This is a genomic window from Brevundimonas sp. ALps5 (assembly GCF_058681645.1).
Genome location: NZ_CM178744.1, coordinates 3,533,782 through 3,546,747, shown reverse-complemented (window position 1 = coordinate 3,546,747; position 12,966 = coordinate 3,533,782). Strand labels below are relative to the sequence as shown.

The following is a 12,966-nucleotide window of genomic DNA, read 5'->3' as shown; positions in this document are numbered from 1 at the left end:
AACGAACATCCGCCAGTGCACTCGAGTGCAACGTTTTTTCCGGAGTGCAAACCCTCCTTCTCCCCTTGTGGGAGAAGGTGCCCCGGAGGGGCGGATGAGGGGTCGTGCGGCCTGACCGATGAGGGCTCACACGCGTAGACGTCAGCCGCCTGCGTGACCCCTCATCCGTCTCGCTCCGCGAGCCACCTTCTCCCACAAGGGGAGAAGGAAGGCCTTACCGGAACTTCCGCAGTCCCCTCGGCCCCATCCGGCCCGCCCCGGCGCGCTTGCCGAGCCAGTCCTTCCAGTCGGGCCAGTTGCGGCGGCGGCCACCGCCGTCGGCCCATTCGGGTCCGATCTCGCCGTTGAAGACGGTGATGTCCTGCAACCCGCCCTGTTTGTAGGACTGGAGCTTCACCCCCTTGCCACGGCCCATCTCGGGCAGCTCTTCCGCCTTGAAGATCAGGGTCTTGAGGTTCTCGCCGATGGTCGCGACGTGGTCGGCGGCGCCGAGGCGCAGCAGGGCCAGAAGGTCGCCGTTGAGCACCTGCTTGCCGCCCCGCTTCTGGGCCAGCATGTCGTCCTCGGGGGCGATGAAGCCATAGCCGGCCTTCGACGCCACCATCAGCTTGGAGCCCGGCTGGTGAGCCAGGACGGCGACGATGTCGGCCTTCTCCTCCAGCTCGATCATCAGACGCAGGGGCTCGCCATGGCCACGCCCGCCGGCCAGCTTGTCGGCCCCGATGGTGAAGACCCGGCCGTCCGAGGCGGCGACCAGGATCTTGTCCGTCGTGAAGGCGGGCACGAGGTAGGCGAGCGCGTCGCCCTCCTTGAACTTGAGTTCCGACGGGTCCTCGACCTTGCCCTTGGCGGCGCGGATCCAGCCGCGTTCCGACAGGATGACGGTGATGGCCTCGCGCGGGATATAGGCTTCCGGCGCAACGAAGGCCGAGGTGTCGACGGCCTCGGCGATGGTGGTGCGGCGCGGCGAGATCATCACCTTGCGGACGGCCGCCAGGTCCTGGCCGATCTTCTTCCACTGCTTGGCCGGCGAGGTCGACAGCGCCTGGAGCATGGCCAGTTCCTCGGCCAGCTCCTTGTGCTCGTTCTCGATGGCCATCTCCTCGATCCGCGCCAGCTGACGCAGTCGGGTGTCGAGGATGTAGTCGGCCTGCAGCTCGGTCAGGCCGAAGCGGGCGATCAGGACGGCCTTGGGCTGCTCCTCCTCGCGCACGATGCGGATGACCTCGTCGAGGTTGAGGAAGACGATCCGCAGGCCTTCCAACAGGTGCAGTCGCTTCTCGACCCGCTCGATGCGCCATTGGGCGCGGCGGACCAGGACGTCGCGGCGGTGGTCGAGGAAGGCCTGCAGACAGGCCTTCAGGCCCATGACGCCCGGGGTGCCCGTGGCGTCCAGGACGTTCATGTTGATCGGGAAGCGAACCTCCAGATCGGAGAGCTTGAACAGGCTCTCCATCAGGACCTCGGGCTCGATGGTCCGGTTCTTGGGCTCGATGACCAGACGGATGTCCTCGGCGGACTCGTCGCGGACGTCGCCCAGCAGCGGCGCCTTCTTCTGCTCGATCAGCTCGGCCAGGCTCTCGATCAGCTTGGACTTCTGAACCTGGTACGGCATCTCGGTGACGATGATGCGCCAGACCCCGCGGCCCAGGTCCTCGGTCTCCCAGCGGGCGCGCAGGCGGACGCCGCCCCGGCCGGTCTCATAGGCGTCGAGGATGGAGGCGTGGCCCTCGACGGCGACGCCCCCGGTCGGGAAGTCCGGCCCCGGCACGATCTCGGCCAGTTCGGCGGTGGTGGCGTCGGGTCGGTCCAGCAGCAGCTGGCAGGCGTCGATCAGCTCGCCGACATTGTGCGGCGGGATCGAGGTCGCCATGCCCACGGCGATGCCCGACGAGCCGTTGGCCAGCAGGTTGGGGAAGCCCGCCGGCAGGACCATGGGCTCCTCGCCCTGGTCGTCATAGGTGGGGCGGAAGTCGACCGAGTCCTGATCGATGCCCTCCATCAGGATGACGGCGGCCGGGGTCAGCTTGCACTCGGTGTAGCGCATGGCGGCGGCGTTATCGCCGTCGATGTTGCCGAAGTTCCCCTGCCCGTCGACCAGCGGATAGCGCTGCGAGAAGTCCTGGGCCAGACGCACCAGGGCGTCATAGATCGAGGCGTCGCCGTGCGGGTGATAGGTGCCCATCACGTCGCCCACGACCTTGGCGCACTTCCGCGCCGCGGCCTGCGGGTTCAGACGCATCTGGTGCATCGTGTACATGATGCGGCGGTGCACCGGCTTGAAGCCGTCGCGCACGTCCGGCAGGGCGCGGTTGGTGATCGTCGACAGGGCGTAGGCCAGGTAACGGCGGCTCAGCGCCGTCTCCATGGGCTCGTCGATGATACGGCCGCCCTCGGGGGGCGGAGGCGTGTGGATGGTCATGCGGGATCGAATCACTCAGGCGGAACAGGAAGTCTAGCCCGCCCCGGTCAAAGCCGCCCCTGTTCCCTCAACTTGCCCACCATCCAGTCGCGGGCAGGCGGCAGGGGCTTGTTCTGGGGGTGGAAGACGAACTGTTCGAGGAAGTGACCGGTCAGGTCCAGGCCCGCGCCGACGTCGCCCTCGCCGAGGCCCGCCTGGGCGCCGAGCATGAAGGGCGGCAGCTTCAGCATCTTGTCGGCATAGGGGGCGCCGGCCTCGCGGGAGACGGCGCGGCCGGTGCGGGGGCTGACGTAGATCAGGTCGTCCATCGTGCCGGTCGCGGCGCATCGGGACAGGTCGAGGCCGAAGCCGAGGTCCTCCAGCAGCCCGGCCTCGAAGCGGACGAAGATGGCGGGCCAGACCTCGGGGATCTGGAACGCCCCCATCAGGGCCTCGAAGGCGAGGAATGCGCCGGGATGGGCCTCGCGCTCCGGCAGGGCGCCTTGCGTGACGGCGGTGGCGGCGGCGAGGCCGGTCAGGGCCAGAGGGTCATCGAACAGGGCCGAAACCCCCTCGCCCACCGCCTCCAGCCGGGCCGAGCCCAGATGGTCCGAGGTGCGGGCGCGGTAGTCGGCGATGACCCGCGACCCGGGCTGGAGGAAGGGCTTCATCTTGCGCGACGCCCCGCCCGCCACATAGGCCGCGTGCCGGCCGTGGGTCTCGGTCAGCAGATCGACCACCGCCCCCGTGTCGCCATGCGCCCGCGCCGACAGGACGAAGGCCTCTTCCTGGAACTCCATACCGTCTTCTAGGCCCGTCCCCGAGCCATGAACAGGCCGACCGCAGAGATCACCCCTAGGTTGATAATGTGGCTCGACTCCTTTGATAACGGAACTATAGATAACGACGATCTTGCAAACCGGGAGGGCAGGCGTGACTAGACAGTGGATTGCTGTAAGTGCAAGCGCCGTCCTGATGCTGGGATGTGCAGGCACAGGCGCCGGCGAGGCCGCCGACATCTCCGGCTCGGCCGCCCCGACCATCCAGGCTTCGACCGCTACGGCTCCGGCCGCGCCCGCCTCGGCGCCCGCGGTGCCCGTCCCACCCACCGCGCCGGCCGGGGCGACTTGCACCATCACACGAACCTCGAACGGCGCGGCCGCAGACGCCGTCCGCCTTTGCCGCACCGGCACCACGATCACCGGCCTGCAGGCCAATGACAATCTGAGCAACTACTACGGCTTCGTCTCCGCCACGACGCTCGACATGGCCATTGACGCCACCTCAAAGAAGTCGCTCGGCGACTTCCTCTACCGGATCTTCGGGACCCCTGAGTTCACGGCCCAGATCTCGATCATCATCGAAATTCACACCGCAGGCGGCGTGACGCCCCTCGCCGAACGGCCGCTGGTGATCGTCCAGAAGAAGGGCAATGTGGTCAACGTCGAGACCGATGGCGCAGCCCTGCAGGACACACAGATCACGCCAGCCTTCGCCCTCGACGACGGCGCGCCGACGGTCAATGTGCGGTTCCGCATTCGCCGCACCGACGATGTCACGTTCCAGGCCGCGCAGATCGCCCGAGCCGGAGGCGAAGCGGTCGCGGCCGCCGGCGGGTCGGGATGGGTCATCAACGGCCTGGCCAATGCGGTCGTCTTCGACGCCCTGACAAAGAGCCAGACATTCGTGTCGGACTACTTCTCGGATGACGTCACGGTTTCGACCGTCGCCCCCCTCGCCTTCGCCCCGGGCGGCCTGTCGACGGCGACCTTTGAGACCGGGTGGAGTCAGGGGGCCCGTTCCCTCTACAAGATCGAGGTCAAGCTCGGGGTCGTTCAGTCCCAGATCACCCGACGGCTGCGCGCGATCACGGCTGGTGGCCTGCAAGTCCCCGACGTCATCACCCCCCAGTATGCGCCTGGCGCCGGCAACTGGGCCGGCAATATCGTGGTGATACCCAAGGTCGGTTCCGCCCCGTCCAAACGGCTCAACAATATCCTTGCCGAACAGGGCGTGCCACGCGCCTTGGCCGACCTCGACCCCGCCGCGTCCGCCTCCAGTCCCACCCCCGCCGAGCGGGTCAACCGGGCGTGTCAGGATTTGAGCGAGGCCTTGCGCAGCGACCAGTACTTCCGGCTTAACCAGACCGACACAGCCTTGATCGTGTACGACCAACTCTATCGCGCGGACGTATTCAGACGGTTCCAGGTCGGCGAGATGCAATGCGTCAACTCGTTCATGCCGATCTGGAAGGAACGTTACGGGCTTACGATCATGGTGGAGCCCCCCATTCCGCCTCAGGCAAGGATCGCCCGAATGACCCAGATGGCTAGGCAGTGGAAACTGCCGACCGTCGAAGGTCGGGCCGAGATCGCCAGCAGCTTCGTCAGCCCGTTGAACATCGATGTCCCCCTCGGCCTCTTCCCGGACCTGGCGGTTGCGCTGACCGAAGAGGAAGCCGGGTTCGGGCGGGGTCAGGTCAATGCCAGCGCGTTGAAATCCCTTCAGGCGACCTGCTTCGGCGCCTATGACAAGACGACTTCCACGCCCTTCGACGGCTGGGCGCTGGCGAAGTTCAGCGGCCTGACCGACTCCTACCTTGTCCAGATGACCTTTGTGGAGGTTCCGGGCCTGGGAACCCAGGCCCGATCGTTGCGGATTCGGGCCATGACGCCCGCTGACAAGGTCACCTATGCGGGCAAGGACTGCGTCGACTGAACGGGAAGCCGGCCTGTCAGTCAGCGAGGTGATGATCCCGGCCGGCCACCATCACGAATGACGGCGACCACACGATCCGCCGCCTCATTGGGCACGGTGAAGCTGAGCACGTACTGCTGGATCCTGAACCGGCCGTCGGTGTCGCGCAGCAGGACGCCCGAGCCGCGCAGCTCGCCATAGCCGGCGTTGGTCAGCTTCTCGTCGAAGAAGAAGACGTCGCCGACCGACATCACCGTCCGGTCGTGCGGGTGATAGGTCCAGCCCTTGCCCTGGGCGAAGTAGGGCTCGGCATAGGCGCGGAACTGCTCGAGGGTCCAGTGCTCGCCGGCGTCGGTGCCGATGAAGCGGGCGTAAGGGGCGAACTGGGCGAAGTAGGTCGGGCCGTCGGCGCGCGACGCCGCCTCATGCATGGTGTCGATGACCGCGTTGACCTCGGCCAGGGTCGCCTGATCGCGCTGGACGTCGGCTGCGGTCGGCGGCGCCGGGACCATGGCCGCATCGGGCGGCCCCACCTGCAGGGCGATGGCGAGGGCGAGGGCGATGACGGACATGGCGGCAGTTCCCGGTTTGTACGCACCTTCCTAGGCGTCGCCGCGCCGGACGGCAAACCCTACTCGCCGCTCTCCGGAACCGGATAGGTCTCCGGCTTCAGGACCTTGGCCATGGCCAGCAGGTTCCGGGCGGCGTTGCGGCCGACGCGGTCGGAGTAGTCGTGGCCCTGATCGGTCTCGACATAGTCGGGGCCGGGTCCGGGGCCGAGGTGCCAATAGGTCCAGCTCTGCGCCGGGATGGTGAAGCCCATGTCGATCAGGCCCTGGCTGATGGTCGCCACGATGTGGTGGGCGCCGTCCTCATTGCCGGTGATGACGATGCCCGCGACCTTGCCGAAGGCGACCGGGCGGCCGCTGTCGTCGGTCTCGGCGAACCAGGCGTCCATGCGTTCGAGGGCGCGCAGGGCGACGCTGGACATCTGGCCCAGCCAGGTCGGGGTGGCGAAGACCACGATGTCGGCGGCCTTCAGCTTCGCATCGACCTTGGGCCAGTCATCGCCCTTGCCCATGTCGCTCTCGACGCCCGGTTTGAGGTTCAGGTCGACCAGGCGGACCAGTTCGGTCTCCGCCCCGCCCTTCTCCAGCTCGGCGATGACGACCTTCGCGAGAGCCTCGGTGCTGGAGGTCTCCGGCGAGGGCTTGAGGGTGCAGTTGAGGACGACGGCCTTCATGGGTGCGCTCCGGTGGGGCTGGATGAACCGTCGAACGGCCGGCCCGTTCCATTGTTCGGAAGGGGGCTGAAGGCCCCCTCCACCACCCGTCGGGCGGCGGGCGGTCCCCTCCCCACTTCGTGGCGAAGAGATTATTTAACCGATCGGTTGACAGCTATTTCAACGAGGCGTACTTAACCATCAGGTTAGATTTGAAGACGGACGATGGCGCCCACACCCGATCCTCTGGATGCGAAGTTCGCGGCCCTGGCCGACCCGACCCGTCGGGCCATCCTGGCGCGGCTGACCGAGGGTGAGGCCAGCGTCAACGAACTGGCGGAACCGTTCGACATGAGCCTGCCGGCGGTGTCGAAGCATCTGAAGGTGCTGGAGAAGGCCGGGCTGATCTCGCGCGGCCGCGAGGCCCAGTGGCGCCCCGCCCGACTGGAGCCGATGGCGCTGAAGAGCGTCTTCGAATGGATCGAGCACTACCGCCGGTACTGGGACAAGTCCTTCGACCGCCTGGAAGACTATCTGCGTAACGTTCAGAAAGGAAAAGACGATGGCAAGCGAAACTGAAGCCGCCCACCCCAACGACAACCCCTGCGACACCGACGGCGCGGCCCACGCCTTCGACCTGGTGCTGGAGCGCGTTCTGGACGCCCCGCCGGAGAAGGTCTTCAAGGCCTATACGGACGCCACGATCCTGGCCCAGTGGTTCTCGCCCAAGCCGTGGACGATCACCGACGCCGTCGTCGAGCCGCGCGCCGGCGGGCGCTTCAACTTCACCATGCACGGGCCGAACGGCGAGGTCTTCCCGAACAGCGGCGTCTTCCTTGAGGTGGTGCCGAACCGGCGCCTGATCACCACCGACGCCTTCACCCCCGAGTGGAAGCCCGCCGGCCAACCCTTCATGACGGCGCGGATCGAGATGGAGCCGACGGCGGACGGCAAGACGAAGTACAAGGCCACGGCCAGCCACTGGAACGAAGCCACCATGAAGCAGCATGAGCAGATGGGCTTCCACGATGGCTGGGGCCAGGTTGCCGACCAGCTGGCCGAACTCGTGAAGACCCTCTGAGGCCAGAGCCATGAACCTCGCCGTCGCCGAAGCCCCCGCCAGACCGACCCTGAAGATGCGCCGAACCTTCGACGCGCCGCGTGAGCTGGTCTGGCGGGCCTGGTCGAACCCCGAGGTCCTCGTCCTGTGGATGGGACCGGTGGAATGGCCGGCGGTGTCGGCGACGTGCGACTTCCGCGTGGGCGGCGCCTGGCGCATCTGCCTGCGCTCGCCGAAGACGGGCGAGGACCTGTGGCAGGGCGGGATCTACACCGAGATCGAGGCCCCGCGCCGCCTGGCCTTCACCTTCAAGTGGGACGAGAGCCACGAGGACGGCCCGCCGGTCGACACCCAGGTCACCGTCGACTTCGACGAGACCGCCGACGGCAAGACCGTCATGGACTTCACCCACGAGGGGCTGAAGTCCGAGCAGAGCCTGACCGGCCACAAACACGGCTGGACCTCGACCGTCGACCGACTGGAGGCCTGGCTGGCCGCCAACCCCGACTGACATTCCCTACCGGAGACGCCGTGATGAAGATCGTGACCAGCGTAAGCCTGCCCGGGACCTGCCGCGAGGCCTTCGACTTCTATGCGAAGGTTCTGGGCGGGGAGATCACCACCGCCATCCGCTACGGCGAAGCCTTCCCCGACGGGCCGCCCGAGGTCGCGGACAAGCTGATGTACTGCTGGCTGCAGGTCGGGGATCAGGCGATCCTGGGCTCGGACATGCATCCGGACCATGCGCCGGACATGCACAAGCCCAAGGACGGCTTTGACATCACCCTGCATTTCGACACGGTCGAGGAGGCGCGGCGCGTCTTCGAGGGCCTGTCGCAAGGCGGCCAGGTCGAGATGCCCTTCGGCGTCAATGACTGCGCTCCCGGCTTCAGCGGCTTCACCGACCGGTTCGGGGTGCCGTGGATGACCAATGTCGTCGCGCCGACCGCCTGATCACCCCCAAAACATAAAGAGGAGACGCCGTCATGAAACTGGTCACCAGCCTGAGCTTCTCGGGCCAATGCCGTCAGGCCTTTGAGTTCTATCAGTCGGTCCTGGGCGGAGAGATCCGCGCCTTCCCGTTCGGCGACGGCCCGCCCGATATGCCGATCGACGCCAAATACAAGGACTGGCTGATGCACGGCTGGCTCGAGATCGACGGCCAGGCCCTGATGGGCGCCGACATGCCGCCCGAGTTCGCCCCCAACATCGACAAGCCCAAGAACGGCTTCGACGTCACCTTCCACTCGGACGACGTGGCGGAATCCAAGCGGGTGTTCGAGGCCCTGTCCGAGGGCGGCAAGGTCGGCATGGCCTTCGGCGAGACCTTCTGGTCGCCGGGATACGGCTCCTTCACCGACAAGTTCGGCATCCCGTGGATGATCAACACCAATCCGTCCGCGGACTGGAAGCCGGGCGCCGTCTGATGTCGCTGAAAGCTTCCCCGATGGTCTGGACGGGGCGCGTGCTCAGCGCCCTGTTCGTCCTCTTCATGCTCGGCGCCTCGGTCCTGCCCAAGCTTACGGGCATGGCCGTCGCCGGGGACACGCTGGAGCAGGTCGGCTGGTCGCGGGCCTGGGTTCTTCCGATCGGCCTGATCGAGCTGACCTGCGTCGTGCTCTATGTTTATCCGCGGACCAGCGTCTTCGGCGCCGTGGTGATGATGGGGCTGCTGGGCGGGGCCATGGCCACCCAGGTCAGGGTCGATGCGCCCCTGTTCAGCCACCAGCTGTTCAGTCTCTACCTGGGCCTGATCATGTGGGCCGGGCTTTGGCTGCGCGATCCGGCCCTGCGCGCCCTGTTCCCCTTCCGTCGCGCCGCGACGGCGATCTGAGGAGATACCCCGATGAGAAAACTGATCGGCGCCGCCTTCGTCAGCCTCGATGGCGTGATGCAGGCTCCCGGCGGGCCCGAGGAGGATCCGGCCGGCGGCTTCGCCTACGGCGGCTGGACCGCCCCCTTCTGGACCGAGGACGCCGACCCCTTCATGGGCGTCTTCGGCAAGACCGAGACCGAGCCGTTCGACCTGCTGCTGGGCCGCAAGACCTATGACATCTTCGCCGGCTACTGGCCGGTGCATCAGGAGCATCCGATCGGGCCGCTGTTCAATCGGGTGACCAAATATGTGGCCACCTCCTCTCCGGACAGTCTGGAGTGGATGAACTCCGTGGCGCTGACGGGCGACGTGCCCGCCCGGGTCGCGGAGCTGAAACAGGGCGACGGTCCGGACCTGTTGACCCAAGGCTCCAGCGTCCTGCTGCACGCCCTGCTGGCCCACGACCTGGTCGACGAGCTGCGGCTGATGATCTTCCCCCTCGTGCTGGGCGGCGGCAAACGCTGGTTCGACGGCCTGTCCAAACCGGGCGGCTTCGCGCTGGAGAAGAGCGAGACGACGAGTTCGGGCGTCATCTCGACACTCTATCGCCGCTCGGGCGAGGTGAAGACGGGGACGGTCGGAGAAGGCTGACCGCCCCCGTCTTCTGCCCGCCGCTGTCAGGCCCGGCGGGCCACCCGCTCGACCGTCCCGATTTCGGAACGGTCTGGCCGGGGCTCATGCGAGCGGGCGGCCGCCGTTTCGAGCAGGACGGCCAGCCGCTCGTCCCCGTCCCAGCGGGCCATCTGGGCCAGCTCCATACACATGCCACCGATGTATTCACGCACCGGATAGTCCTCTGCGGTCTCCGCTGCCGGCGGCTCGGAGCGCGGTTTGCGGCGGGTCTGTTCGCTCGGATGTTCGCTCGGCCTGACGACGTGCGACATGGGTCGATCCTGTGAATCGCGGTTAACCGCCCCAGTGAATACAACTTAAGGTAAGATTGCAACCTTTCCGGGAAGTTGTATTCGCCCAACGGCTCATGATTGACACGCCGCCCGGCGCCAACCACGTTCGCGCCCTCCCCAACAGACTGCGCTGTAATGAACCTCGTCATCGTCGAGAGCCCGGCCAAGGCCAAGACCATCAATAAATACCTCGGCTCCGGATACGAGGTTCTGGCCTCCTACGGCCATATCCGCGACCTGCCGTCGAAGGATGGATCGGTCAAACCCGACGACGACTTCGCCATGGAATGGGAGGTCGACGCCCGGGGCTCCAAGCGCATGTCCGAAATCGCCGAGGCGGCCAAACGCGCCGACCGCGTCATCCTGGCCACCGACCCGGATCGCGAAGGGGAGGCGATCAGCTGGCACGTGCTCGAGGTCCTGAACAAGAAGAAGGCGCTCAAGGACACCCACGTCGAGCGCGTGACCTTCAACGCCATCACCAAGTCGGCCGTGCTGGACGCCATGGCGGCGCCGCGCCAGATCGATATGGAGCTGGTCGAAGCCTATCTGGCCCGCCGCGCCCTGGACTATCTGGTGGGCTTCACCCTGTCGCCGGTGCTGTGGCGCAAGCTGCCCGGCGCCCGCTCGGCCGGCCGGGTGCAGTCGGTCGCCCTGCGCATCGTCGTCGACCGCGAGATGGAGATCGAGCGGTTCAAGGCCCAGGAATACTGGTCCGTCGAGGCCGATCTGGCCGCCGACAGCCCGCCGTTCACGACCCGTCTGGTCAAGCACGCCGGCAAGCGGATCCAGCGCCTGGACATCCCGTCCGAGGCGGTGGCCTTCGCCGCCCGCGATGCGATCAACGCCGGCGACTTCACCATCAAGTCGATCGAGAAGAAGCCGGTCCGCCGCTTCCCCTCCCCGCCCTTCACCACCTCGACCCTGCAGCAGGAGGCCGCGCGCAAGCTCGGCTTCAACGCCCAGCGCACCATGCAGGCGGCCCAGAAGCTGTACGAAGGCGTCGATGAGACCGGCGGCCTGATCACCTATATGCGGACCGATGGCGTCCAGACGACGCCCGAAGGCATCGCCCAGGCGCGCGAAGTCATCGCCGGCCAGTTCGGCCCCGCCTTCGTCCCCGCCGAGCCGCGCTACTACAAGACCAAGGCCAAGAACGCCCAGGAAGCGCACGAGGCCATCCGTCCGACCAATATCGCGCGTCACCCCGACTCCTTGCGTCTCGATGGCGACCTGCAGCGGCTTTATGAGCTGATCTGGAAGCGTATGGTCGCGTCCCAGATGGAGGCCGCACGCCTCGACCGAACGACGGTCGACGTCGAAACCTCAGACGGTCAGACGGCCCTGCGCGCCACCGGCCAGGTGGTCACCTTCGACGGCTTCCTGGCCGTCTATGAGGAAGGCCGCGACGAGAAGCAGAAGGGCGCCGAGACGGACGAGGACGACGATTCGACCCGCCTGCCGACGCTGAAGGAAGGCGCCAAGGCCAAGGTTGAGGCGATCCGCACCGAGCAGCACTTCACCGAGCCGCCGCCGCGATTCTCGGAAGCGACCCTGGTCAAGAAGCTGGAAGAGCTCGGCATCGGCCGACCCTCGACCTATGCCTCGATCCTGACGACCCTGCGCGACCGCGAATACGTCCGCACCGACAAGAACCGCTTCTATCCCGAGGACAAGGGACGGCTGGTGACGGCCTTCCTGGAACAGTTCTTCCGCAAATGGGTCGAATACGATTTCACCGCGGCGCTGGAGACCCGGCTCGATGAGGTGTCGGCCGGCGATCTGAACTGGAAGGTGCTGCTGCGCGAGTTCTGGTCGGACTTCCACGTCGCGACCGCCGCCGCCGGCGAGCTGCGCACCACGGCTATCCTCGACGCCCTGAACGAGTCGCTCGGGCCGCACATCTTCCCGCAGAAGGAGGACGGTTCGGACCCGCGCGCCTGCCCGACCTGCGGCATCGGTCAGCTGAGCCTCAAGACCAGCCGTTTCGGCGCCTTCGTCGGCTGTTCGCGCTATCCGGACTGCAAATACACCCGCCCGGTGGCCTCTCCGGATTCGGAAGCGGCGGCGGACGGCGGCGATCGCGAACTGGGTCTGGACCCGGAGACCAACCAGCCGGTTCACCTCAAGATCGGCCGCTTCGGCCCCTATGTCGAAACCACCCCGCCGGAAGCGGACAAGCCGAAGCGCTCGTCCCTGCCCAAGGGCTGGAGCCCCGCGTCCCTGACGCTGGACCAGGCCCTTCGCCTGCTGGCCCTGCCGCGCGAGGTGGGCGTCCACCCCGAGGACGGCAAGCTGATCACGGCGGGTCTGGGCCGCTACGGGCCGTTCGTCCTGCACGCCGGGACCTATGCCAATGTCGCGGATATCGAGGAGGTGTTCGAGATCGGGCTGAACCGCGCGGTCGTGCTGCTGGCCGAGAAGCGGGCCGGCAAGTTCGCCGGTCGCGGCGCGGCCGTGGCCCCGCTCAAGGACCTGGGCGCCCACCCGGAGACGGGCGAGCCGATCCACGTCATGGCCGGCCGCTTCGGTCCCTATGTGAAGTCGGGCAAGATCAACGCCACCCTGCCCAAGGGCACGGCGCCCGAGGATCTGACGCTGGAAGTCGCCCTGCCGCTGCTGGCCGCCCGCGCCGCCGCCGCCCCGTCCAAGGGCAAGAAGGCGCCGGCGAAAAAGGCTGCTCCAAAAGCGGCCGCCGAGAAGAAGCCCGCGGCCAAGAAGGCGGCTGCGAAGAAGCCTGCGGCGAAGAAGGCTCCGGCCAGGAAGCCGGCCGCCAGGAAAGCCGCCGCCGAGGACTGATCCGGA

General features: G+C 67.2%; 14 protein-coding genes. 9 read left to right on the top strand and 5 right to left on the bottom strand.

The features are described from left to right. Window positions 1–214: 214 nt before the first annotated feature. Entirely contained in the window at window positions 215–2,422 is a 2,208-nt protein-coding gene (parC, locus tag ACW172_RS16915; RefSeq protein ID WP_492032601.1) for a DNA topoisomerase IV subunit A, read from the bottom strand. Between the two features lie 47 nt (window positions 2,423–2,469). Continuing rightward, window positions 2,470–3,201 carry a DNA repair protein RecO gene (gene recO, locus ACW172_RS16910; protein WP_492032600.1) on the bottom strand — a complete coding sequence of 244 codons (732 nt, stop codon included), beginning with the start codon at window positions 3,199–3,201 and terminating at the stop codon, window positions 2,470–2,472. A gap of 133 nt (window positions 3,202–3,334) precedes the next feature. Between recO and ACW172_RS16905 the strand changes: the two genes are divergently transcribed. Then, window positions 3,335–5,119: a hypothetical protein gene (locus tag ACW172_RS16905; RefSeq protein WP_492032599.1), complete on the top strand. Its 1,785-nt coding sequence runs from the start codon at window positions 3,335–3,337 to the stop codon at window positions 5,117–5,119. A gap of 20 nt (window positions 5,120–5,139) precedes the next feature. On the opposite strand, the gene ACW172_RS16900 is transcribed toward ACW172_RS16905, so the two are convergent. Beyond that, the gene (locus ACW172_RS16900; RefSeq protein ID WP_492032598.1) at window positions 5,140–5,670 is read right to left on the bottom strand and encodes a nuclear transport factor 2 family protein; all 531 of its coding nucleotides are present in this window, start codon (window positions 5,668–5,670) and stop codon (window positions 5,140–5,142) included. A gap of 59 nt (window positions 5,671–5,729) precedes the next feature. Then, window positions 5,730–6,341 (bottom strand): flavodoxin family protein, encoded by a 612-nt coding sequence (locus ACW172_RS16895; RefSeq protein WP_492032597.1) that lies wholly within the window; start codon window positions 6,339–6,341, stop codon window positions 5,730–5,732. A 204-nt stretch (window positions 6,342–6,545) separates the two neighbouring features. Here ACW172_RS16895 and ACW172_RS16890 point away from each other — a divergent pair, with 204 nt between their 5' ends. Genes ACW172_RS16890 through ACW172_RS16860 form a run of 7 tightly spaced genes read left to right on the top strand, consistent with a single transcriptional unit; the run spans window position 6,546 to window position 9,847 of the window. Beyond that, window positions 6,546–6,899: an ArsR/SmtB family transcription factor gene (locus ACW172_RS16890; RefSeq protein WP_492032596.1), complete on the top strand. Its 354-nt coding sequence runs from the start codon at window positions 6,546–6,548 to the stop codon at window positions 6,897–6,899. Continuing rightward, window positions 6,883–7,401, top strand: a complete 519-nt coding sequence (locus ACW172_RS16885; RefSeq protein ID WP_492032595.1) for an SRPBCC family protein — start codon at window positions 6,883–6,885, stop codon at window positions 7,399–7,401. The genes ACW172_RS16890 and ACW172_RS16885 overlap by 17 nt, the downstream gene beginning before the upstream one ends. A 10-nt stretch (window positions 7,402–7,411) precedes the next feature. Next, the gene (locus ACW172_RS16880) at window positions 7,412–7,891 is read left to right on the top strand and encodes an SRPBCC family protein (RefSeq protein WP_492032594.1); all 480 of its coding nucleotides are present in this window, start codon (window positions 7,412–7,414) and stop codon (window positions 7,889–7,891) included. A gap of 23 nt (window positions 7,892–7,914) precedes the next feature. Further along, window positions 7,915–8,334: a VOC family protein gene (locus ACW172_RS16875; protein ID WP_492032593.1), complete on the top strand. Its 420-nt coding sequence runs from the start codon at window positions 7,915–7,917 to the stop codon at window positions 8,332–8,334. Window positions 8,335–8,366: 32 nt separating this feature from the next. Continuing rightward, window positions 8,367–8,807 (top strand): VOC family protein, encoded by a 441-nt coding sequence (locus ACW172_RS16870; protein ID WP_492032592.1) that lies wholly within the window; start codon window positions 8,367–8,369, stop codon window positions 8,805–8,807. Then, window positions 8,807–9,214: a DoxX family protein gene (locus ACW172_RS16865; protein ID WP_492032591.1), complete on the top strand. Its 408-nt coding sequence runs from the start codon at window positions 8,807–8,809 to the stop codon at window positions 9,212–9,214. Before ACW172_RS16870 ends, ACW172_RS16865 begins: the two co-directional genes overlap by 1 nt. A 12-nt stretch (window positions 9,215–9,226) precedes the next feature. Further along, a complete protein-coding gene (locus tag ACW172_RS16860) occupies window positions 9,227–9,847 on the top strand; it encodes a dihydrofolate reductase family protein (RefSeq protein ID WP_492032590.1) in 621 nt (206 codons plus the stop codon). A 26-nt stretch (window positions 9,848–9,873) separates the two neighbouring features. Here ACW172_RS16860 and ACW172_RS16855 read toward each other — a convergent pair whose 3' ends face one another. Beyond that, window positions 9,874–10,140, bottom strand: a complete 267-nt coding sequence (locus ACW172_RS16855; protein ID WP_492032589.1) for a hypothetical protein — start codon at window positions 10,138–10,140, stop codon at window positions 9,874–9,876. A gap of 156 nt (window positions 10,141–10,296) precedes the next feature. Here ACW172_RS16855 and topA point away from each other — a divergent pair, with 156 nt between their 5' ends. Beyond that, complete coding sequence (topA, locus tag ACW172_RS16850) at window positions 10,297–12,960, top strand: type I DNA topoisomerase (protein WP_492032588.1); 2,664 nt, start codon at window positions 10,297–10,299, stop codon at window positions 12,958–12,960. Window positions 12,961–12,966 lie beyond the last annotated feature (6 nt).